The organism is Streptomyces flavovariabilis, assembly GCF_000725785.1.
Taxonomy (GTDB): Bacteria; Actinomycetota; Actinomycetes; order Streptomycetales; family Streptomycetaceae; genus Streptomyces; species Streptomyces hawaiiensis.
This window is the reverse complement of sequence record NZ_JNXD01000003.1, coordinates 110,593-131,653: the sequence shown is the minus strand read 5'-3', so window position 1 is coordinate 131,653 and position 21,061 is coordinate 110,593. Positions and strand designations below refer to the sequence as shown.

At 70.9% G+C, this 21,061-nt stretch carries 19 protein-coding genes and 1 pseudogene; 10 read left to right on the top strand and 10 right to left on the bottom strand.

Translation table 11 applies throughout. The annotated features are described in order from the left end of the window. Nucleotides 1-17: 17 nt before the first annotated feature. Nucleotides 18-515, bottom strand: a complete 498-nt coding sequence (locus tag IO24_RS0108040; RefSeq protein ID WP_031133364.1) for a winged helix-turn-helix transcriptional regulator — start codon at nt 513-515, stop codon at nt 18-20. Between the two features lie 131 nt (nt 516-646). Here IO24_RS0108040 and IO24_RS0108035 point away from each other — a divergent pair, with 131 nt between their 5' ends. Continuing rightward, nucleotides 647-1,219, top strand: coding sequence for a TetR/AcrR family transcriptional regulator (locus IO24_RS0108035; RefSeq protein ID WP_031133362.1), 573 nt, complete (start codon nt 647-649; stop codon nt 1,217-1,219). Nucleotides 1,220-1,304: 85 nt separating this feature from the next. Here IO24_RS0108035 and IO24_RS46255 read toward each other — a convergent pair whose 3' ends face one another. Beyond that, nucleotides 1,305-1,451 (bottom strand): alpha/beta fold hydrolase, encoded by a 147-nt coding sequence (locus IO24_RS46255; protein WP_234335162.1) that lies wholly within the window; start codon nt 1,449-1,451, stop codon nt 1,305-1,307. A gap of 47 nt (nt 1,452-1,498) precedes the next feature. Beyond that, nucleotides 1,499-1,816, bottom strand: coding sequence for a hypothetical protein (locus IO24_RS46250; RefSeq protein ID WP_234335163.1), 318 nt, complete (start codon nt 1,814-1,816; stop codon nt 1,499-1,501). Here IO24_RS46250 and IO24_RS0108025 point away from each other — a divergent pair. Next, entirely contained in the window at nt 1,815-2,597 is a 783-nt protein-coding gene (locus IO24_RS0108025) for an NADP-dependent oxidoreductase (protein ID WP_234335164.1), read from the top strand. The genes IO24_RS46250 and IO24_RS0108025 overlap by 2 nt on opposite strands. Nucleotides 2,598-2,689: 92 nt before the next feature. On the opposite strand, the gene IO24_RS0108020 is transcribed toward IO24_RS0108025, so the two are convergent. After that, on the bottom strand, nt 2,690-4,060 hold the full coding sequence (locus IO24_RS0108020; RefSeq protein WP_420823205.1) for a DEAD/DEAH box helicase: 1,371 nt from the start codon (nt 4,058-4,060) through the stop codon (nt 2,690-2,692). Nucleotides 4,061-4,954: 894 nt separating this feature from the next. On the opposite strand from IO24_RS0108020, the gene IO24_RS0108015 reads away from it, so the two are divergent. From IO24_RS0108015 to IO24_RS0108000, 4 genes are all read left to right on the top strand, one after another. Then, nucleotides 4,955-6,460, top strand: a complete 1,506-nt coding sequence (locus IO24_RS0108015) for a glycoside hydrolase family 43 protein (RefSeq protein ID WP_031133357.1) — start codon at nt 4,955-4,957, stop codon at nt 6,458-6,460. 152 nt (nt 6,461-6,612) lie between these two features. Beyond that, the gene (locus tag IO24_RS0108010; RefSeq protein ID WP_078898968.1) at nt 6,613-8,310 is read left to right on the top strand and encodes a cellulase family glycosylhydrolase; all 1,698 of its coding nucleotides are present in this window, start codon (nt 6,613-6,615) and stop codon (nt 8,308-8,310) included. Between the two features lie 92 nt (nt 8,311-8,402). After that, the gene (locus IO24_RS0108005; protein ID WP_031133352.1) at nt 8,403-10,544 is read left to right on the top strand and encodes a beta-galactosidase; all 2,142 of its coding nucleotides are present in this window, start codon (nt 8,403-8,405) and stop codon (nt 10,542-10,544) included. A gap of 304 nt (nt 10,545-10,848) precedes the next feature. Next, nucleotides 10,849-11,829 carry a LacI family DNA-binding transcriptional regulator gene (locus tag IO24_RS0108000; protein ID WP_078899016.1) on the top strand — a complete coding sequence of 327 codons (981 nt, stop codon included), beginning with the start codon at nt 10,849-10,851 and terminating at the stop codon, nt 11,827-11,829. A gap of 136 nt (nt 11,830-11,965) precedes the next feature. On the opposite strand, the gene IO24_RS0107995 is transcribed toward IO24_RS0108000, so the two are convergent. After that, nucleotides 11,966-12,358 carry an ArsR/SmtB family transcription factor gene (locus IO24_RS0107995; protein WP_031133348.1) on the bottom strand — a complete coding sequence of 131 codons (393 nt, stop codon included), beginning with the start codon at nt 12,356-12,358 and terminating at the stop codon, nt 11,966-11,968. A 98-nt stretch (nt 12,359-12,456) separates the two neighbouring features. On the opposite strand from IO24_RS0107995, the gene IO24_RS0107990 reads away from it, so the two are divergent. Both IO24_RS0107990 and IO24_RS0107985 read left to right on the top strand, forming a co-directional pair. Next, nucleotides 12,457-14,427, top strand: coding sequence for a heavy metal translocating P-type ATPase (locus IO24_RS0107990; RefSeq protein WP_031133346.1), 1,971 nt, complete (start codon nt 12,457-12,459; stop codon nt 14,425-14,427). Continuing rightward, nucleotides 14,424-14,843 (top strand): hypothetical protein, encoded by a 420-nt coding sequence (locus IO24_RS0107985; protein WP_031133344.1) that lies wholly within the window; start codon nt 14,424-14,426, stop codon nt 14,841-14,843. Before IO24_RS0107990 ends, IO24_RS0107985 begins: the two co-directional genes overlap by 4 nt. Before the next feature lie 49 nt (nt 14,844-14,892). Here IO24_RS0107985 and IO24_RS0107980 read toward each other — a convergent pair whose 3' ends face one another. Together IO24_RS0107980 and IO24_RS0107975 are read right to left on the bottom strand one after the other, a co-directional pair. Then, the gene (locus IO24_RS0107980; protein ID WP_031133343.1) at nt 14,893-16,236 is read right to left on the bottom strand and encodes an MFS transporter; all 1,344 of its coding nucleotides are present in this window, start codon (nt 16,234-16,236) and stop codon (nt 14,893-14,895) included. Between the two features lie 337 nt (nt 16,237-16,573). Continuing rightward, entirely contained in the window at nt 16,574-17,521 is a 948-nt protein-coding gene (locus IO24_RS0107975) for an aldo/keto reductase (protein WP_078898970.1), read from the bottom strand. Between IO24_RS0107975 and IO24_RS0107970 the strand changes: the two genes are divergently transcribed. After that, nucleotides 17,506-18,171: an alpha/beta fold hydrolase gene (locus IO24_RS0107970; protein ID WP_157851242.1), complete on the top strand. Its 666-nt coding sequence runs from the start codon at nt 17,506-17,508 to the stop codon at nt 18,169-18,171. The genes IO24_RS0107975 and IO24_RS0107970 overlap by 16 nt on opposite strands. Before the next feature lie 356 nt (nt 18,172-18,527). Here IO24_RS0107970 and IO24_RS0107965 read toward each other — a convergent pair. After that, nucleotides 18,528-18,848, bottom strand: a pseudogene (locus tag IO24_RS0107965) (GNAT family N-acetyltransferase); the annotation flags it as partial. Here IO24_RS0107965 and IO24_RS0107960 point away from each other — a divergent pair. Next, entirely contained in the window at nt 18,730-19,248 is a 519-nt protein-coding gene (locus IO24_RS0107960; protein ID WP_107062915.1) for an alpha/beta hydrolase fold domain-containing protein, read from the top strand. The pseudogene IO24_RS0107965 and the gene IO24_RS0107960 sit on opposite strands and share 119 nt — an antisense overlap. 98 nt (nt 19,249-19,346) lie before the next feature. Here the strand turns inward: IO24_RS0107960 and IO24_RS0107955 are convergent, their stop codons facing one another. Both IO24_RS0107955 and IO24_RS0107950 read right to left on the bottom strand, forming a co-directional pair. Then, on the bottom strand, nt 19,347-20,669 hold the full coding sequence (locus tag IO24_RS0107955) for an MFS transporter (RefSeq protein ID WP_031133333.1): 1,323 nt from the start codon (nt 20,667-20,669) through the stop codon (nt 19,347-19,349). Nucleotides 20,670-20,725: 56 nt separating this feature from the next. Further along, nucleotides 20,726-20,935 carry a hypothetical protein gene (locus IO24_RS0107950; RefSeq protein WP_031133331.1) on the bottom strand — a complete coding sequence of 70 codons (210 nt, stop codon included), beginning with the start codon at nt 20,933-20,935 and terminating at the stop codon, nt 20,726-20,728. Between the last annotated feature and the right edge of the window lie 126 nt (nt 20,936-21,061).

Sequence of the window (21,061 nt, the reverse complement as noted above, 5' to 3'; positions counted from 1 at the left end):
GTACCGCAGGGCCTGAGTCAGCTCGCGAAACGCTCGCGCACGTCCGGCCGCTCGGCCAGGTGAGGCGGGTAGCCGGGACCCATCCTGGGGCGGGTGTTCTCGGCGGTCATCGGCTCGCCGCACGCGGCGCACACCACCTCGGCGTGGCTCTCGTGCCCGCACACGTCGTGATGCATGGTCACCGGCGGGCCCGCCTCGCCGGACAGCCAGCGGTCTCCCCACCGGTTCATCACCAGCAGCACGCCGTAGAAGTCGCGCCCTTTCTCGGTGAGCACGTAGTCATACCGGACCGGCTCGGTCTGGTACGGCCGTTTCTCGAGCAGGCCCTCTTCCACCAACCGCCGCAGGCGGTCCGTCAGCGTGTTGCGGGCGATGCCCAGCGACTCCTGGAAGGCGTCGAACCGCCGGATCCCGTAGAACGCCTCGCGCAGCACCAGCGGCGTCCACCAGTCCCCGAGCAGATCCATGGTCCGCGCGATCGAGCAGGGCCACTGCGCAAAGGATGTCCGCCTCATGAGGCCAGCATAGGTCCGTCCAGTCGTGAGACCCAGCAGGTCCACTGCCGACCGTGATATTACGTGCGTCAGACCATGGACTAGGATGGGACGCCGGGCGATGGCCCCGCGGAGCGAACGGAGGAACCCTGGTGGCGCGCTACACCAAGGAGCACAAGCAGGTGACGCGGCAACGGATCATCGAGAGGGCCGGCCGGCGGTTCAAGCAGGACGGGATAGACGGCTCCGGCATCTCCACGCTGATGTCGGACGCGGGGCTCACCAACGGCGCCTTCTACGCCCACTTCACGTCCAAGGACGACCTCGTCTCGCACGTCATCGCGCAGGAACTGCGCACCCAGATCGAGCGGTACGGCACGCTGCGGCCAGGCCGCGAGGGACTCGAGGACTTCGTTCGCGAGTATCTGTCGCCCGCCCACCGGGACCACCCCGGCCTCGGATGCCCCTCCGCCGCCCTGCTCGACGAGGTCGGCCGCTGTGAGGGCGCGACCAAGCAGGCCTACACCGACGGCGCGCGGGCCATCCTGGACGAGATGGCCGCCCGTCTGGCCCCTGAGGATCCGCGGTCCGCATACGGTAAGGCCCTCGGGCTCTACACCATGATCGTCGGGACGATGCAACTGTCCCGCGCCCTCTCGGATCCGAAGTTCTCCGATGAGGTCCTCGAGCAGGGCATCGAGAACGCCCTGACCTTCATCCGCTGAGGTGCGGTGAACGCGCATCCGGGTGACTGCCCGCTTGCGCCGCGCCGCGTACCAGGGAGTCGGGCGCGAGGCGCGACCGCCGCGCCTACGGCCGCCCCAGGAACGCGAGAGCCGTCTCCACGAACTGCTCGTGGAACTGGAAGATGCCGCCGTGGCCGGCGTCGGGATAGATCACCGACTCAGCGTTCGGCACCCGCCGGGCCAGGTCGACCGAGTTCCGCGTCGGCACCATCCTGTTGCTGTCCCCGTTGACGACGAGCACAGGCCGGCGGATGACGGTCAGATCGTGAGGCCGCTCCAGCCCCAACGGTGAATGGCCTTGAGCTGGTTGCTGTACGAAACGGGGGAGATCGCCTTGTCCCGGTCGGCCGTGCGCTCCTTCAGCCTCGCCAGGAACGCCTTGCCGGCTCGACGCCCGCTGGCGGTGCGGGTGAAGAACTGCTGGGGGCCCTGAAGGGTGAGCACTCCCCGGACGGTGTCGAGGTGGGACAGCCAGGTCACGTTCTTGATGCCCTCGCCGCCGGCGGGGCCGGTGCCCGTGAGGACGAGTTTGCGGACGAGTCGAGGTTCGTCCTGCGCTATCACCTGGGCGATCATGCCGCCCATCGAGAAGCCGTGGAGGTCGACGCGCTCGAGCGCCCGGCCGGACAAGGACCGTATCGGCGCGTTCGCCGAACTCATCGCGGTGCACCAGGACGACGTGGCGATCAAACCTGCCGCGCTGACCATCGAGGAGGCCGCGTCACTCCCTCTGGTCGCCCTGACCTCGTGGCAGGTGCTGGTCGAGCGGGCCCACATCCAGCCGGGCCAGAAGGTCCTCATCCACGCTGGCTCCGGCGGACCGGGCACCCTCGCCATCCAGCTGGCCAAGCACCTGGGGGCGCACGTGGCCACGACCACGAGCACGGCCAACGTCGACCTGGTCAAGAGCCTGGGCGCGGACGTCGTCGTCGACTACAGGAAGCAGGCGTTCGAGACGGTCCTGCACGACTACGACGTCGTCCTGGACTCGCTCGGCGGCGAGACGCTCGACAAGTCCCTGGACGTGCTCAGGCCCGGCGGGCACGTCATCAGTGTCGCGGGTCCCCCGGACGCCGCTTTCGGCAGGGAACTGGGGGCGAATCCGGTCATCCGGCTGGCGATGAGCGCGCTGAGCTTCAGGATCCGCCGGCGCGCCCGACGCCGCCGGGTGACGTACTCGTTCCTGTTCATGAAGGCCGGCGGGGACCAGCTGCGGGAGCTCACCCGGCTCATCGACGCCGGCAAGATCCGCCCCGTCGTCGACACCGTCTTCCCGTTCGACTCGACCCGGGAAGCGCTGGAGTACGTCGAGGCAGGGCACGCGAAGGCCGGCAAGGTCGTCGTCCGGATGCCCTGAGAGAAGCCGGGGCGCGGCTTCCACGCCCGCGCCCCGTCCCGCAGGAGACCACCTCGCCTCGTCCCGGACTCCCTGAGTCCGGGAAGCCGGGCTCAGCCGCCGCGCCGCACCCGGGCCGCCTTGCGGGCCTCCGCGAGCTTGCGGGCCTCGCTGGTCTTGCGGGACGTCCTGCCACCGGAGCCGCTCGTCGCGTCCTTTGCGCTGCCCAGGCCGCGGAACGGGACGTTGTGGTTCTTGGGGCGCGATGCGGCCGACCTGCCGTCGAGAGGCTCTCCGGAAGGGGCCTTGGCGCCGGTGATCCGGCTCAGCTCCGCCTCGCCGGACCGCACCTTGGTGACCTTGGGAGCGACGTCTGCGTCCGCCATGACCTGGCTCGTCTCGCGGCGCTGTCCCGACAGGACGAGGGTCACGACGGTGCCGGAGCGGCCGGCCCGAGCGGTGCGGCCCGCACGGTGCAGATAGTCCTTCGGGTCGGTGGGCGGGTCGACGTTGACCACGAGGTCGAGGTCGTCGACGTGCAGGCCGCGTGCGGCGACGTTCGTCGCCACCAGCGAGGTGACCTGCCCGTTCCTGAACTGGGCCAGCGTCCGGGTGCGCTGCGGCTGGGACTTCCCGCTGTGCAGGGCGGCGGCGGCCACGCCGCTGGCCCGCAGATGCCGCGTGAGCTGGTCGACGCCGTGCTTGGTGTCCAGGAACAGCAGGACGCGGCCGTCCCGGGCGGCGATCTCCGTGGTCACGGCGTACCGGTCCGGGCCGTGCACGACGAAGACGTGGTGCTCGATCTCGGAGACCGCGCTGGACGAGGGGTCCACGGAGTGGACGGCCGGGTCGCGCAGGTAGCGCTTCACCAGCTGGTCGACGTCGTGGTCGAGGGTGGCGGAGAACAGCATCCGCTGCCCGTCGGAGCGCACCTGGTCCAGGATCTCGGTGACCTGCGGCAGGAACCCCATGTCACACATCTGGTCGGCCTCGTCAAGGACCACGATGCGTACTCGTCCCAGCCGGCAGTCCTTGCGCTCGATGAGGTCGTGGAGCCGCCCGGGCGTGGCCACGACGATCTCGGCGCCCTCCCGCAGCACGGCGGTCTGCCGTCCGACGGATACTCCACCCACCACGGTCGCGAGCCGCAGCCGCAGCGCCTCGGCGTACGGAGTGAGCGCCTGACCGACCTGCTGCGCCAGCTCCCTGGTGGGCACGAGAACGAGCGCCAGCGGCTCTTTGGGCTGCGCGCGCCGCCCGGCCGTCCGGGCGAGCATCCCCAGGCCGAAGGCGAGCGTCTTGCCGGATCCTGTGCGGCCCCGGCCCAGGACGTCCCGCCCGGCGAGCGCGGGCGGCAGCGCCGCCGCCTGGATGGGAAAGGGCACGGTCACACCGCGCTCGTCGAGTGCCCGCAGAACCTCGGCCGGCAGCCCCAGCCGGGCGAAGGACGCCACCGTGGGCAGCGCCGAAGCGGCGCCCGACACCTCGGACGCGCTGTCCTGCCGCAGGGCATCGCCACGTACTGCTTCGCTCACAGAAAAGCCTTCCTCCGAAGGAACCGTACCGAGGAAGGCGCGGCGGGGACGCGGCCACCGGTCGGGGACACCGAAACGGAGCACCGACACAGCGACACAGCAAACAGCCAACGCTAGCACGGGGCACGCCCGGCGAGTGCCTTCCCATGCCCCGGCCGACTGGGACTTGTCGCCTCCACGTCCCCCGCTGCTGAGGTCCCCGACACCGGGACGGTCACCGGCTGCTGCCGACGCAGCGGGTGACCGTCACCGCACAGGACCGGGCCGTCTCACTCGCCGGGACGCCCCGCAGGGGTCAGGAGCTGGTTCGCGGCCAGCGTCCAGGCGGGGCCCTCAGCCCTCCTCCCGGATCGGCGACCGTGCTGATCTCCGGCGGCCGGTGGGGGGAAGGCCTGTGGGATGCAGCATCGCGAGCCGTTCGTCGAGCGTGAGCCGTGGGATCGCATCGTCGATGCGCTTCGACAGTGGCGGAGCGGGGTTGCGGAGCGGTGTCCGGCCGGTCTCCGGCTGGAGAGCTGAACTCGCGAGGCGGCAACCTCAATATGCGGCAGAAGCCGAGCGTTTGGGGAAGCACATCGACGCTGCCACCGGCCGTCACAGGGTGTCAATGCTCCGAACTGGAGAAAGTTTCATGGTGTTTCACCCCTTGTTTCGAACGAAACACCTCGTTAACTTCCACCTCTAGGTGAAGCGCTTCGACAGTCGTTGCAGATGGCCGTCGTCGTCCTGACGCCGGGGCCGCTGCTGATCGTCTACCCGTTCCTCCGGAAGCACTTCCGCACGGGTGTCCTCACCGGCGCCGTCAGGGCTGACCGGCAGCCCCGTCCGTACCCCGAACCATCGATGAAGGGCCTCATGGTGTCCGATCAGCCCGTCGTTCCGGGTTTCCACCCCGATCCCAGCGTCTGCCGCGTGGGCGACGACTACTACCTTGTCTGCTCCAGCTTCGAGTACTTCCCCGGCATCCCGCTCTTCCACAGCCGTGACCTGCTGCACTGGACGCAGATCGGCAACGTCCTCGACCGGCCGGAACAACTGCGTCTGCCCGCCGACATGCCGTCCTCCGGGGGGATCTACGCACCGACGCTGCGCCACCACGACGGCCGCTTCTGGCTGATCGTCACCAACTGCTCCGAGGGCGGCGGCAACCTGCTGGTCTCCACGGCCGACCCGGCCGGCCCCTGGTCCGATCCCGTGTGGCTTCCCGGCGTCCCGGGCATCGACCCGGACCTGGCCTGGGACGAGGACGGCACCTGCTGGTGCACGTTCGCCGGGGTGGGGCAGGTCGCGATCGACCCGTACACAGGGCGCACGCTCGGTGCGGAGCGCAGACTGTGGTCCGGGGCGCCGGGTGCCAAGGCCCCCGAAGCGCCGCACCTCTACCGCATCGGCGAGTACTGGTATCTGCTCATCGCGGAGGGCGGCACCGAGCGCGGGCACGGCGTCTCCATCGCCCGCGGGCCCGGCCCGAGCGGCCCCTTCGAGGCCTGCCCCCACAACCCTGTCCTCACCCACCGCGGCACGGACCACTCCGTGCAGAACACCGGTCACGGAGATCTGGTGCAGGCCGCGGACGGCTCGTGGTGGATGGTGTTCCTCGGCGTCCGGCCGCACGGCGGCACCCCGGGCTGGCACGTGATGGGCCGCGAGACGTTCCTCGCACCGGTCACCTGGACCGACGACGGCTGGCCCGTGGTCGGCGAGATCGTCTCCCCCTCCGACACCGGCATCGCCGCCGACGCAACCTTCCGCGACGACTTCGATCTCCCCGAGTTCCACCCGTCCTGGATCTCCCTGCGCGACCGGTCCCCCGAGCACTGCACGACCGAGGAGCGCCCGGGCCGGATGACCCTGCGGGCCCGCGGTACGTCCCTCGACGAGCCGGACGCCGTCTTCATCGGCCGCCGCCAACAGCACCTCGCCTGCCGGGCCGACGCGTTGATCGATGCGACCCAGGGAGCCGGCGGTCTCGCCGTACGCCTGGACGAGCAGCACCACTACGCCATCGAAACGGATGGCACCCAGGTACAGGTCATCTCACGCGTCGGCTCGGTCCGCGCCACCGTGGCCACGCTGCCGGTGCCCGCAGGCCCGGCCGTCCTGTCCGTGAGGATCACGCCGCCGCCCCGTCCGCACGACGCGCGCACCGGGCCGGACGTCATCACCCTCGGCGTGGAGCAGCCGGACGGCACCTTCGCCGTACTCGCCATGCTTGACGGCCGCTATCTGTCGACCGAGGTGGCCGGCGGGTTCACGGGCCGCGTCATCGGCCTGTACGCGGCCCGAGGCACGGTCCACGCCGACTGGTTCGCGTATGAACCGACCGTCCGGGCGAGGCCGACGACCTGAGCGATCCGACGACCTGAGCGCGCCGTTCCCCCCTGGATTTCCGCCTGTACGCGCGTCCCGCAGGCGGGGCACCCCCACAGCCATCCCGAAACCGAAAGGGACCGAGGGACATGACCCACTCGTACCAAGCCGCGAGGCGACTCCCGAGACGCATGGCGAACATGCTGCTCGCCCTGTTCGCCACCGCCGGCCTGCTGCTCGGCGCCGGGCTCACCGCTCCGGCCGCCGAAGCCGCGCCGCAGGTGCCGCGCGTGCCCGCGAACGCCAAGCACGCCGTCGCCGAGATGCAGCCCAGCTGGAACCTCGGCAACACCCTGGACGCCATCCCGGACGAGACCTCCTGGGGCAACCCGCTCACCACCAGAGCGCACCTGGCGAAGATCCGCTCGGAGGGCTTCCGCAGCGTCCGTATCCCCGTCACCTGGACCGACCACCAGTCCGCCACCGCCCCGTACGCCGTCGACGCCGCGTTCATGGACCGGGTGGAGGAGATCACCGACTTCGCGCTGGCCGAGGGGCTCTACGTGGTGCTCAACGTGCACCACGACTCGTGGCAGTGGGTCGACCAGATGCCCACCGACCACGACAACGTGATGGCCCGCTTCAACTCCCTGTGGACGCAGATCTCGTCGACGTTCAAGGACAAGCCGCGCACCCTGCTCTTCGAGAGCATCAACGAGCCCGAGTTCGAGAACGCCACGGCCCAGCAGAAGGCCACGCTCCTGAACGAGCTGAACGCGTCGTTCCACAAGATCGTCCGCGGCTCGGGCGGAAAGAACGGCAACCGCCTGCTCGTGCTGCCCACGATCTACTGCACGCCTGACCAGGCGCTCATGGACACGCTGTACAACACGATCAAGTCCCTGAACGACCCCAACCTGGTCGCCACCGTGCACTACTACAGCTGGTTCCCGTTCAGCGTGAACATCGCGGGCGGCACCCACTACGACGAGGCGGCCCGGAAGGACCTCGACGGTGCCTTCCAGCGCATGCGCGACACCTTCGTAGCGCGCGGCATCCCGGTCTACCTCGGTGAGTACGGGCTGCTCAGCTGGCCGGACCACCACCACCCCTCCCGCGTCGAGCGGGGCGAGGCCCTCAAGTACTTCGAGCACTTCGGCCATGCGGCACGCCAGGCCGGAGTGACCACCGCCCTGTGGGATCCCTTCGCCTATCTGAACCGCCAGACCTTCCAGTGGCGGGACCAGGAGCTCTTCGACCTGATCAGGGCGAGCTGGACCACCCGCTCGGGCTCGACGTCCTTCGACCGCCTCTTCGTCCCCAAGTCCGGTCGGATCACGGACCAGTCGCTCACGCTGAACCGCAACGGCCTGTCGTTCCGGGGCCTTTGGCACGGTGACCGGAAGCTGGTCGCGGACTCGGACTACACGGTCTCGGGTGACAGGCTCACCCTGAAGGCCGCCACGCTGACCCGCCTGGCCGGAGACCGCTCGTACGGTGACAACGCCACGCTCCAGGCCAGGTTCTCGCGGGGCCTGCCCTGGAAGCTCCACGTGGCGACGTACGACGCCCCGCAGCAGACCGGCGCGTCGGGCACCACCTCCGCGCTCGCCGTTCCCACCCGGTTCCACGGGGACCACCTCGCCACCATGGAGGCCAAGTACGCCGACGGCACCAACGCCGGGCCCACCGACTGGACGGCGTTCCAGGAGTTCAACATCTCCTTCACCCCCGACTACGCGGGCGACACCATCACCCTCACCGAGAAGTTCCTCACCTCGCTGCGCGACAACGCACCGGTGACGCTGACGTTCCACTTCTACAGCGGCACCAAGATCACCTACCAGGTGGTCAAGTCCGGTTCCACAGTGACCGGTTCGGCCGTCTGAGCCCACCCCCATCGTCCCGGCTGCCCGGTCCGACGTCCCGCTCCCGGCAGCCGGGGCCCCTTCATGAGGACTGCCGTTTCATGAGGACCTCCATGACCACACTGCCCCCGCGCGTCCTGTTCGGCGCCGCCTACTACCACGAGTACCAGCCGTACGAGCGCCTGAAGACCGACCTCGATCTCATGGCCGAGGCCAAGTTCACCGTCATCCGCGTCGGCGAGTCGGTCTGGTCCACCTGGGAGCCCGAGAACGGCCGCTTCGAGCTCGACTGGCTGCAACCCGTCCTGGACGGCGCTCACGAGCGCGGCATCTCCGTCGTCCTCGGAACTCCCACCTATGCGGTGCCGCCGTGGCTGGCCCGGCAGTACCCCGAGATCGCCGCCGAGGACGCCACCGGGCACCGCGCCGCGTGGGGTGCCCGGCAGGAGGTCGACTTCACGCACCCGGCCTTCCGCTTCCACGCGGAGCGGGTCATCCGCGCCATCGCCGCCCGCTACGCCGCCCACCCCGCCGTCATCGGCTTCCAGGTCGACAACGAACCGGGCCCGCGACTGCCGCACAACCACGGTGTCTTCCAGCGGTTCGTGGACGACCTGCGGCAGCGGTACGGCGATGTGGAGACCCTCAACCGCGAGTGGGGCCTGGTGTACTGGTCGCACCGGCTGTCCACCTGGGCCGACCTGTGGACGCCCGAGGGCAACGCCCAGCCGCAGTACGACCTCGCCTGGCAGGCGTTCCAGGCGCGCCGGACCACCGAGTTCATCGCCTGGCAGGCCGGCGTCGTACGCGAGTACGCGAGGGCCGGGCAGTTCGTCACCACCTGCCTCGCCTACGGCTCCCCCGGGCTCGAGGACGACGCGATGACCGACGCCCTGGACGTCACCGCGGGCAACCCGTACTACGACATGCAGGACAGCCTCACCCTGCCCGAGCCGCCGGGCGAGAAACTGCCGCAGCAGTGGATGGCGTACGGGGTGTGGGCACTGCACCACAGCGCCGACCGGATCTACTCCTCGCGCCAGGAACCGTTCCTGATCACCGAGACCAACGCCCAGGCCATCGGCGGTAGTTCGGACAACCGTCCCGCCTTCGACGGGCAGTGGCGGCAGGCCGCGTGGGCGCTGGTCGCGCGCGGGGCCCGCATGATCGAGCACTGGCACTGGCACACGCTGCACTTCGGCACCGAGACCTACTGGGGCGGAATTCTCCCGCACAGCGGACGACCGGGGCGCGCCTACCGCGAACTCGCCCGACTGGGAGCCGAGTTCGAACGGGCCGGGAACCTGGTCGCCGGGATCGTACCGGACGCGGACATCGCGATGGTCTACTCGGCGCCGAGCAAGTGGCTGATGCGCGAGCACCCGCCGCTCGCCGGCCCCGACGGCGGCCCGGACTCGTACGCCTACGAGGGCATCTTCGAGCCGTTCTACCGGGGCGCGTTCGAGGCGGGGCGGCAGGTGCGGATCCTGCACGCCCGCCAGTTGCACGATCCGCGCGGCGAACGCCCGGGGTTCGCACCGGAGTCGGCCGCCGAACGGCACCCCGTCCTCATCGCGCCGGGACTGTACGTGGCGGACGACGGGATGCTCGACTGGCTCGCCGCGTACGCCGAAGCGGGTGGCCATCTCGTGCTCGGGCCGCGTACCGGCTACGGCGACCACGAGGCGCGGGCACGCCACGAGGTGACGCCCGCGCGGCTTGTGAAGGCCGCGGGCGTGCGTTACGACGAGTTCAGCAACCTGCACGCCGACCTGCCGCTGCGCACCCCGCCCGGCAGCCCGCTCGGGCTGGGCACCGACGCGGTGGCCACCCGCTGGGTGGAAGGCCTGGCCGTCGAGGACGCCGACGTCCTGGCCGAATACGACCACCCGCACTTCGGGCGCTGGCCCGCCGTCACCACCCGCCGCCACGGCGCGGGCCGCGTCACCTGCGTCGGCACCGTGCCCGGCCGCGATCTCGCCCGCGCGCTCGCCGCATGGCTCGCACCCACCCCGCGCAGCGGCTGGCGGGACCTGCCCGGCTCGGTCACGGTCTCGACCGGCACCTCCCCCGACGGCCGCCGCGTCCACGTGGTCCACAACTGGAGCTGGGAACCTGCGACCGTCACGGCACCCGTGCAGATGGCCGACGCCCTCGACGGCGGCGCGCTCCCGGCCGGCACCGCCGTGAACCTCCGCGCGTGGGACGTCCGCGTCCTCGCCGCCGAACCGGAGGCCCCTGCAGAGAAGCGATGACATCCGCCGGGCGGGCGTGGGCCGTCCGCGGCGGCGGGGACACCGCTCACCGCGGCCCGGAACGGGCGGAGCGTCACCGTCGCGAGGAGGGGTGAGCGCCTCACCGCCGTTCCCGCACGGGCGCGGCCCGGGACCGGGTGAGCCCGCTCCGGCTCCGGTGCCAGAATGGCGCCCTACGGGCGGGCGCACACGGGGGCGGGCGGAAGTCCGGATTCAGGAACGAGGAAAGGCAGCCGTGGCGGACAAGAGCGAGGATGCGCCGAAGGACAGCAAGGAGCCCGCGTCGGGCGGCGGGCTCCCGTCGGTGACCATCGCGTACATCGCGGAGTCGGCCGGCGTATCGGTCCCCACCGTGTCCAAGGTGCTCAACGGCCGCTCGGGGGTGTCCGACGAAACCCGGGCCCGGGTCGAGAAACTGATCAACAAGTACGGGTACCGCAAGCCCTCCGGAAGCCGCCGCCAGAAGATCGTGGAGCTGGTCTTCCGCGAGCTGGAGAGCATGTGGGGCGTGGAGATCCTGCGCGGCGTGGAAGAGGTGGCCCGCAGGAACCGGATCGGCGTGATGGTCTCCAAGCTCGGCCTGCACGACTCGAAGGCCGGGATGGACGAGACCGCGGGGCGTCGCCCGCAGTGCGTCCTGTCGGTGTCCTGGCTCTCCGAGGCGGAGCGCGACCGCCTCGCGGCGAACAGCATCCCGTACGTCGTCTTCGACCCGATCGACGACGTCCCCGACGGTGTTCCGTACGTCGCCGCCACGCACTTCAGGGGTGGACAGTCCGCGGCACGCCACCTGATCGGCCTCGGCCACCGGCGCATCGCCATGATCAGCGGCCCCGATCACGCGTTCTGCCTGGCGCGGATGGCCGGTTACCGCTCGGCGCTGGACACGGCCGGGCTTGCGGTGGACCCGGAGCTGATCGTCCGCATGCAGCTCACCCGCGAGGACGGGTACGCCGCGGCGGGCGAGCTGCTGGCCCGCCCCGACCGGCCGACCGCGATCTTCACCGCGAACGACTTGCAGGCGCTCGGCGTCTACCAGGCGGCACGCGAGGCCGGCCTGCGCATCCCGGAGGACCTGAGCGTGGTCGGCTACGACGACGTACCGGTCACGGCCTGGGTGGACCCGCCACTGACGACCGTGCACCAGCCGCTGACCGAAATGGCCGCGGCCGCGACGGAGTTGGCCCTGACCCTCGGCCGCGGCGAGAAGATCCCTCAGATCGGCCTCGAGATCGCCACCCATCTCGTGGTCCGGGAGAGCACGGCCCCGCCACCGCGGGACTGAGCCTCCGGGGACGGGAGCAGTGCCCTGCGGACAAGGGAGCAGTGCTTCGCCGCTTGTCGTACATGCCGCCGAGGCGTTCCCCGCCACCGAGTCTCAGAAGACACGCATCCACCAAGGCTGCCCGCACAGTGGGGCGTCAGGGGGTCGCGACCGGTACGGGCTCTTGACCGGGCTCGTCGGGGAGGCCCAGGTGCAGGTGCTCGATGTGATACAGGGCCTGGTCGAGCAGTCCGGCGACGTGATTGTCGTGCAGGGCGTAGACGACGGAGCGGCCCCGGCGGGTGCCGGTGACCAGTCCGAGGTTGCGCAGCACCCGCAACTGGTGCGAACAGGCGGACTGTTCCATGCCGACGGCGTCGGCGAGCTCCGTGGCCGCGCAGGGGCCTTCGCGCAGCCGGGCCAGGATCAGCAGCCGGGAGGGCGTCGCCAGGGCCTGGAGAGTCTCGGCGACCTTCGGCGCGTTCTCCGGCGTCAGCCGGGTGCGCGGGGTGGCGTAGTCGCTCGCGAGGGGTTTCTGTCCATGGCCCATACGGCCATCGTACGGGAATGAACGCATGAATAGCTGTTCAGATGTTCCTGTACGGTGGAGGGGTCGGAACCCCCGTCCCCATCGAAGGCACCCGTCTGATGACTTCCACGCTGACCGCTCCCGCTGCGCCGGGGCACCGATCCGCCGGGTCCCCTCCACGGCGGCGCACCCGGCTCCTGGCGCTGCCCGAAGCCCGCTGGGCGCTGGCTGCCCTGGTGCTGTTCCTGGCCGCGCTGCCGCTCCATCTGCTCGGCGCCCCGGTGTGGCTGTGGGGCCCGCTGTATGCCGCCGTCTACGTCACCGGCGGTTGGGAGCCGGGCTGGGAGGGCCTGAAGGCCCTCAAGGACAAGACCCTGGACGTGGATCTGCTGATGGTGGTCGCCGCGCTCGGCGCCGCCGCCATCGGCCAAGTCCTGGACGGCGCGCTGCTGATCGTCATCTTCGCCACCTCCGGTGCCTTGGAGGCGGTGGCGACCGCCCGGACCGCGGACTCGGTGCGCGGCCTGCTCGACCTGACTCCCTCCACCGCGACCCGGCTGCTGCCCGACGGCGGCGAGGAGAGCGTGCCCGCCGAGCAGTTGGCGGTCGGGGACCTGATCCTGGTGAGGCCCGGTGAACGGACCGGCGCGGATGGCCGGGTGGTGGCCGGCGCGAGCGAGGTGGACCAGGCCACCATCACCGGCGAACCGCTGCCGGTGACCAAGGAGACGGGCGACGAGGTGTTCGCCGGCACGGTCAACGGCACCGGCGCCCTGCGGGTGCGGGTGGAGCGGGATCCGTCGGACTCGGTGATCGCCCGGATCGTGAAGATGGTCGAGGAAGCCTCCGAGACCAAGGCGCCGACCCAGCTGTTCATCGAGAAGATCGAGCAGCGGTACTCGGTCGGCATGGTCGCCGCCACCCTGGCGGTCTTCGCCGTTCCACTGCTCCTCGGCGACGGCCTTCAGCCGGCCCTGCTGCGCGCGATGACCTTCATGATCGTGGCGTCGCCGTGCGCGGTGGTGCTGTCCACGATGCCGCCACTGCTGTCGGCCATCGCCAACGCCGGCCGGCACGGCGTGCTCGCGAAGTCCGCCGTCGCCATGGAACGCCTCGGCCAGATCGACACCGTCGCCCTGGACAAGACCGGCACCCTCACCGAAGGCACGCCCCGCGTCACCGACATCCGCCCGCTGACCGGCAGCGGCCTGAGTGAGGACGAGCTGCTGGCCTTCGCGGCGGCCGCCGAGCACCCCAGCGAACACCCGCTGGCCCGCGCCGTCGTCGACGCCGCCCGCGAACGCCGGCTGACCCTCGCGGACGCCGACGGCTTCACCTCCGTGCCGGGCCAGGGCGTCACGGCCACCGTCGAGAGCCGCACCGTCCAGGTCGGCTCCCCGGACCGGCTCCTGCCCGCCGGAGGCGGCCGGGCGCATGCCGTCGTCCAAGGGCTGGAGGACGCCGGGCGTACCGCCGTGGTGGTCCTGATCGACGGGGAACCGGCCGGGGCGCTGGGTATCGCCGACCGGTTGCGCCCGGATGCCGCCGCCACCATCGCCGCGCTCACCGCCCTGACCGGCCGCGCTCCGACCCTGCTGACCGGCGACAACGAACGCGCCGCGCGGCAGCTGGCCGCCGAGGTCGGCATCACCGACGTCCGCGCCGGGCTGCTACCGGAGGACAAGGTGGCCGCCGTCCGCGCCTGGGAGCAGGAGGGCCGGAGGGTTCTGGTCGTCGGCGACGGTGTGAACGACGCCCCGGCCCTGGCCGCCGCACACACCGGCATCGCCATGGGCAAGGCCGGCTCCGACCTCGCCCTGGAGACCGCCGACGCCGTCGTGGTGCGCGACGAACTCGCCACCATCCCCACCGTCGTACGCCTGTCCCGCACGGCCCGCCGCCTGGTGCTCCAGAACCTGGCCATCGCCGGGGCGTTCATCGCCGTGCTGGTCGCCTGGGACCTGATCGGTACGCTGCCGCTGCCGCTCGGCGTCGCCGGGCACGAGGGCTCCACCGTCATCGTCGGCCTGAACGGCCTGCGCCTGCTGCGCGAGGCCGCCTGGACCGGCCCCGGAAAGGACACCGCGTGAGCAAGCGCTCCCGCCGCAGTGCCGCCACCCCCTCCCCCACGTCCGCCGGGGCGGCCCGGTGCACGGTCACCGTATGCCGGGGGTGCTGCTGCGGCACATCGAAGATCCCCGGCTTCGACCACGCGGCCCAGCTGCGCGGCCTTCGCCAAGCGCTCGACGGCACCGCGACCGTCCGGGTCACCGACTGCCTGGACGCCTGCGAGCACGCCAACGTCGTCGTCGTGCAGCCCTCGCCCGCCGGTCGCGCGGAAGGCGGCCGGCCCGTGTGGCTCGGCCTGGTCAACGACCCCGACGCCACCGCAGACATCACCACCTGGATCGAACAGGGTGGACCCGGGCTAGCCGACCCGCCGGGCATCCTCGACCTGTACGGCTTCGCTCCCTCCCGCCGCGTGCGGGGACAGGTGGAGCGCTGACGCACGAGACCTCGGGAAGCGGCTCAATGGGCGCAGCACCGTCCGGCGATCACCCGAGCGTTTCCTCCGTCACCGTGGCGGGCAGGCAGATCCGCCAGGCGACCAGCCCTGCCGCGGCGAGCCCGGCGACGGCCAGGAGGCTGCTGACGAGGAACGGGTCGGTACCGTCCAGGGCGGGAGCGAACCCGATGCCGACGTAGATGGTGATGCCGGTGGAACCTCCCAGCTGGTCGGCGGCTCGCTGGACGCCGGAGGCGATGCCGGCGTCGTCTTCGGTCACCCCGGTCACCGCGACGTACTGCAGCCCGACGAGCCCGAACCCCATCCCGGCAGCGATGAGCATCATGGCCGGAACCATCGCCAGGCCGGTGGCCCCGAGGGAGGAGACCAGAGCGATGGCTGCCATCGCCAGCAGGGTGAAGCCGATGCCGGCCAGGACACAGGCCCGGGCGCCCCACCGTCCGAGCAGCCGGGGAACCAGCACCGAGGCCACGATCAGGGATACGGCCAGGGGCAGCATCGTCAGACCGGCCTGGAGCGGACCGGCGCCCAACCGGTCCTGCAGGTAGTAGGTGAACAGCAGGAACGAGGTGGACAGTGCCGCACTCAGCAGCGCGGTGGCGAGGTTGGCCAGGACGCGCGGCCGATTGCGGAAGAACCGCAGCGGCACGAGCGGCTTCCGCGAACGGCGCTCCACCGCGACGAACAGGGCCCCGGTTACCACCGCGCCGACCAGCGCCACCGGCGGCAGCCAGGGCAGCGTGCCGTCCGCCTCTCCTGCCTCGACGACGCCGAGGGTGAACAGCAGCGGAGCCGCGATCAGCAAGAGCGAACCGGGAAGGTCCAGCGGTGCTGGCTCGGCAGGCCGTTCGCTCGGCACGAGGAAGATCACCGCAGCGAGCACGACCAGGATGAACGGCACGGACACCAGGAAGATCCACCGCCAGCCGAGCAGTTCGGTGATGATCCCGGAGACCACGAACCCGACGACGAGGCCACAGCTGGCGACGGCCGCCCACACGCTCAAAGCCCGCGACCTGCGCGGCCCCTCGGGAAACATGAGCACGATCACGGCCATGGCCGCCGGAAGCGCGATCGCTTCCCCGGCACCCTGCAGCAGGCGGGCCGTCACCAGCACGGCGAAGGACGGCGCGAGTCCGGCCAGCAGGGACGCGGCACCGAAGAGCGTGGTGCCGAGCAGGAGGATGCGGCGCCTGCCGAGCACGTCGCCCAGCCTGCCGCCGAGCATCAGCAGCCCGCCGCCGGTGATCGTGTACCCGACCACGACCCAGGTCAGGGCGTGACCGTCGACGCCGAAGTCGGCGCCGATCGAGGGCAGGGCGACATTGACCACGGTCACGTCGACCGCGATGAAGAACTGCAGCATGGCCATGCAGCACAGCACCAGCCACGCACGCACCGGGGACGATCCGTCCCGGAGCGAAAAGAGAATGCCTGAGAACACCGAGTACTCCGTTGCCCAGAAGAAGTTCCGAGCAGCACGAACGTGCCGCTCCGGTCCCACCACGGAGCGACGACACGTTCAACAGAAGTGAGATGAACGCCCCGCCGCTAGCGGAGCGTCCTCGTCACCGCGGCACAAGCCGCGCACGAAGCACCAGACATGGCACCGATGCTACCGAAGCCGACGGCACGACGCGGCCGTCGACGGGGGCCGAAGGTCGGCAGCCAACTCCATTCGGGTTTTCCCACCTCCCCAGGCGAAGTAATCAAGGAAGACGACGGCGGCAACGGTCGTCGTTGCCGCCAACCTTGAACGCATCGTCACCGTCGGCCTCGCGGCCGGGGACGGGGACGTGCGGGGGCAGCAGCCCCTCGGCGCGCAGTTCGTCCCAGAGCGCGGCCGGTACCGTTCGCCCCAGCTGGTCCACCGTGTCGCGGACCTCCTCGGCGGAGCGAGCTCCGGACAGTACGCTCGCGACCGCCGGATGCGCGAAGGGGAGACGCAGAGCGGCTGCGCGCAGCGGTACGCCGTGGCGTTCGGTGACGGCCTTCATGCGCAGCGCCCGGTCGAGCACAGGGAGTGGGGCGGGCGCGTAGTCGTACATGGCACCGGGTTTCGGGTCGGTGAGCAGCCCCGAGTTGAACACCCCGCCGACGATGACACTCGTCCCGCGGGCGGCGGCCTCCGGCAGTACCTGGGCGAGCCCCTCCTGCTCCAGCAGGGTGTAGCGGCCGGCGAGCAGCACCACGTCGATGTCGGTGTCGCGCAGGAAGCGGGCGGGGAGCGCGCACTGGTTCACTCCGATGCCGATCGCCTTGACGACGCCTTCGCCACGCAGCCGTTCCAGCGCCGGGTACGCCTCGGTGAGGGCCTGTTCGGTGTGGTGGTCCGGGTCGTGCAGCAAGGCGATGTCCACACGGTCCAGACCGAGGCGGTGCAGGCTCGCTTCCAGGGAGCGCAGGACGCCGTCCAAGCTGAAGTCCCACACTCGCCGGTGGGTGTCGGGCACGGCGAAGCCGTGGACGAGATCGTCGCCGCGGCCGCCCCCAGGGCTGGGTTCGAGCAGCCGCCCGACCTTGGTGGAGACGGTGTACGTGCCGCGGTCACGGCCGCGCAGCGCGGCGCCCAGGCGTCGCTCGGACAAACCGAGTCCGTAGTGCCGACTACGTCCTCCTGCACAGTCACGCCGGGGGCTCCGTGCTGGCGTCGGCACACGCCGACCGGAAGCTCGCCGGCCACATCGCCAAGGCCGCCGGGGCCCCCGTACTGGTCATCGACTTCCGGCGGGCACCGGAACACAAGTACCCGTCCCAGGTCGACGACGCGGAGGCGGCCTTCAACTGGTTGTTGTCCGAAGGGTACGAGCCGGGAAACATCATCACGATCGGCCACTCGATCGGCGGGTTCATCGCCGTCGCCCTGGCGCTTCGCCTCCGCGACAAGAAGCAGCCCCTGCCCGGCGCCATCGTGTCGATCTCCCCCTGGTGCGACCTCGAGATGGCCAACGACACCATCACGACCAACGCCGGGACGGACAAGATTCTCAGCAAGGATCTGCTGGCCTTCTTCCGGGAGTCCTGGGTCGGCGGCACGGGCATCGGATTCACGGACACCAGGATCAACCTGAACCGGGCCGACCTGAGCGGCCTCCCCCCGACCCTCGTCTCCTGGGGAACGTACGAGGTCCTGGCCGGTGAGGACGCGGAGTTCGCCGCCCGCGTCGAGGACGCCGGAATCGACACGGCGACCGTGGTGGTCCCCGGCGGCCAGCACTCGTACGTCTACGGTGCCGGCCGCATTCCGGAGACCGACGCCGCCATCGCACAGATCGGCGCGTGGGTCCGGGAGAAGACCAAGATCTGACAACCGTCCCACTCTCGACGCCGACCACCCGGCGGGTTGCCAGACGATTCCCTACACCCTCGATGAGGGGAAAGAACGGGGACCCGATGAGTACCTTCCACCCCGATCTCAAACGAGGTCGCTTCATCCCCCATGTGTCCTACGGACGTCTGTCGTCGCGCATCGTGCGCAGCGTGAAGTGGCGCGCGACCGGTCCAGGGCCGGACGTCACGGTCCAGGAGATCGTCGTGCCCGGGCCGAAAGACGCACCGCCTGTCTCGCTTCGCGTCTTCCAGCCGACCGGCCTGAAGACAGCGGCTCCGGCACTGCTCTGGGTACACGGAGGCTTCCCAATGATGTTGTCAAGCAGCGCTGTTTCAGCGCTGGATGGTGACGACCATCTGCGGCAGCACTCTGCCGGCGATGGAGCCCGATGGGACGTCTCCTATGCGGACTGCGCCCATCGCACGGTAAAAGGGCTCGGCATTCGGGTCCGCGTCGATCGTGACCTGGGTGAACCCCAGGTCTCGCCCGACGGCGATGGTGTGTTCGAACAGCAGGCGGCCGATCCCCTGGCCGATGGCCTGCGGATCGACGAACATCATGCCCAAAACGCCTGTGGACGGCTCTCCCTCAAGAGTCGTGAAGCCCAAGATGCGACCGTCTCTGTCAGCCACCATGGCTCGTCGGCGTGTGACGTTCCAACTGCTCCTCTCCCCCATGCTGGACGACCGCACGACGACGAGAACCGACCTGGGCACCCTCAAGGTGCGCGTCTGGACGCCCAAGAGCAACCGGTACGGCTGGTCGTCCTACCTCGGCGACGCCGTCGCCGGCCCCAACGTCTCGCCGTACGCGGCCGCGGCCCGCCGCGAGGATCTCACCGGTCTTCCTCCGGCCTGGATCGGCGTCGGCACCCTCGATCTCTTCCACGACGAGGACGTCGAGTACGCGCGACGGCTCGGTGACAGCGGCGTCCCTTGCGACCTCGACGTCGTCCCCGGCACCTTCCACGGCTTCGACCTCGTGTTCCCCAAGGCCGAGGTCTCGCGGGAGTTCTGGCGCCGGCAGGCACGAGCACTGAAGGACGCACTGTGACGCCGACCTGAGCCGCCCGGCAGGCGAGAAGCAGCCCGGGGACGAAGTGACGGCAGCAGTCAGCCCGGCGACGGGCAAGCGCCGAGTTCGGTGCTGGTCTACCGGCGTTTCGAGGAAGATGTGCGGCGTGAGCTCTTCTGGGCGGTGACGATGACTGCGGGGAGGAGTGCAAGTGCGAAGGCGGCGCCGGTAAGGGCGAGGAGGGGGTAGCCGGCCGCGGCGACGACGATCCCGGAGGTCATGCCGCCGGTGGCCCCGGCGATGGCGATGGCGACGTCGACCATGCCCTGGGTCCTGGCTCGCGTGGCCAGGGGGACGGCGTCGGTGATCATGGTGGTGCCGCTGACCAGGCCGAAGTTCCAGCCGATGCCGAGCAGGATGAGAGCGAGGGTGAGCAGGAGGACGGAGTCGGCGGGTGCGGCGGCGGCGAGGACGCCGGCGGCCAGCAGGGTCAGGCCGGAGGCGGCAGCTGTAGCGGTGGGGCCGTAGCGGTCGGTGAGTGCTCCGGTCAGGGGTGAGGGCAGGTACATCGCGCCGACGTGCAGGGCTATGACGAGGCCGGAGGCGGCGGTGCTGTGGCCGTGGTCGTGCATGTGCACGGGGGTCATCGTCATGATCGCGACCATGACGAGCTGGCTGAGAACCATCACCAGGACCCCCAGCGGCAGGCCGGGACGGCGGTGTGGGGCGGGCTGCGGGACGTCGGGTGCCGGTCCTGTGCTGGTGCGCTTGGGTACGTCCGGCTCGGCGGGGAGGGTGCGCGCGAGCAGGAGGGGGTCTGGACGCAGCCAGATCAGCAGGGTCAGTGCGGCCAGGGCGAACGCGGTGCCGGAGACGAGGAACAGGCCGCTCAGCGGGGGAAGTTCGAGGGCGGCGGCGAGGTGCCCGGCGGGAGCGGTGAGGTTGGGGCCGACGACCCCGCCCAGAGTGGTGGCGACCAGGACGGTGGACAGGGCGCGGGCACGATGACGCGGGGCGGCGAGATCGGCTCCGGCGTAGCGGGCCTGGAGATTGGCGGCGGTACCCGCGCCGTAGAGGAAGAGGGAGACGAACAGCAGGGCGGGGCTGTCGAGGGCGGCGGCGACGACGACGCCGGCACCGCCGAGGGCGCCCGCCAGGTAGCCGGCGGCAAGGCCGGGGCGGCGCCCGCGGATCTGGGAGATGCGGCCGATGGTGACGGCGGCGAGGGCGGAGCCTGCGGTGAGCAGGGCGCTGGGCAGCCCGGCCAGGGTGGTGGAGTGGAGCATGTCCTGTGCCAGCAGGGCGGCGACGGTGACACCGGCCGCGAGCCCCACGCCGCTGAGGACCTGGGACGCCACCAGGATGACCAGGATGCGCTTTTGCGTCTCGGCCAGCGGAGGGGCAGGGGCCGAGGGGGCGTCTGTCGGCCCGCCAGGCGGTGTGGTCGCGGTGTTGTGCATGGTGTCTCCGTTACGAGCCCATCGGTGGTGGGCGAGGTGTGCGGCGTCTGGCGTGGTCACCTGGCCGACGTTGCGCGACGGGCGGTCCGCGCGAACTTCCCCGGGGGCGTGGCCGGGGGGCCCTGTCGGCAAGCGGACGCGGAGGCCTGCGCGGCGGGCAGATGGTGGGCGTCGGCGATGAGTTGGGTGGAGCTCAGGAGCACCCGGGGGCTGTGGGCGTAGCTGCGCGTCCGGCGCAGGGCCTCGTCCTCCTCGTCGGCGGCCATGACGGCGAAGCCGGACAGTGCGTACGGTTCGGCGAGGACGGCTGAGGGTCTGTGAGAGACCGTTCTCCTTGTCCTGCCCGGGTCCGGGCACCGCGTAGCCGCGCCCGCGGTTGGGGTCCCGCTGCG

Coding starts and splice junctions, on each gene's coding strand:
- IO24_RS0107990 (WP_031133346.1), top strand. CDS start 12,457: ATGACTTCCACGCTGACCGCTCCCGCTGCGCCGGGGCACCGATCCGCC.
- IO24_RS0108015 (WP_031133357.1), top strand. CDS start 4,955: ATGAAGGGCCTCATGGTGTCCGATCAGCCCGTCGTTCCGGGTTTCCAC.
- IO24_RS0108010 (WP_078898968.1), top strand. CDS start 6,613: ATGGCGAACATGCTGCTCGCCCTGTTCGCCACCGCCGGCCTGCTGCTC.
- IO24_RS0108005 (WP_031133352.1), top strand. CDS start 8,403: ATGACCACACTGCCCCCGCGCGTCCTGTTCGGCGCCGCCTACTACCAC.
- IO24_RS46255 (WP_234335162.1), bottom strand. CDS start 1,451: ATGGTGCCGACGCGGAACTCGGTCGACCTGGCCCGGCGGGTGCCGAAC.
- IO24_RS0108025 (WP_234335164.1), top strand. CDS start 1,815: ATGCCGCCCATCGAGAAGCCGTGGAGGTCGACGCGCTCGAGCGCCCGG.
- IO24_RS0107980 (WP_031133343.1), bottom strand. CDS start 16,236: ATGGCCATGCTGCAGTTCTTCATCGCGGTCGACGTGACCGTGGTCAAT.
- IO24_RS0108040 (WP_031133364.1), bottom strand. CDS start 515: ATGAGGCGGACATCCTTTGCGCAGTGGCCCTGCTCGATCGCGCGGACC.
- IO24_RS0107995 (WP_031133348.1), bottom strand. CDS start 12,358: ATGGGCCATGGACAGAAACCCCTCGCGAGCGACTACGCCACCCCGCGC.
- IO24_RS0107950 (WP_031133331.1), bottom strand. CDS start 20,935: ATGGCCGCCGACGAGGAGGACGAGGCCCTGCGCCGGACGCGCAGCTAC.
- IO24_RS46250 (WP_234335163.1), bottom strand. CDS start 1,816: ATGATCGCCCAGGTGATAGCGCAGGACGAACCTCGACTCGTCCGCAAA.
- IO24_RS0107960 (WP_107062915.1), top strand. CDS start 18,730: ATGGCCTGCGGATCGACGAACATCATGCCCAAAACGCCTGTGGACGGC.
- IO24_RS0107955 (WP_031133333.1), bottom strand. CDS start 20,669: ATGCACAACACCGCGACCACACCGCCTGGCGGGCCGACAGACGCCCCC.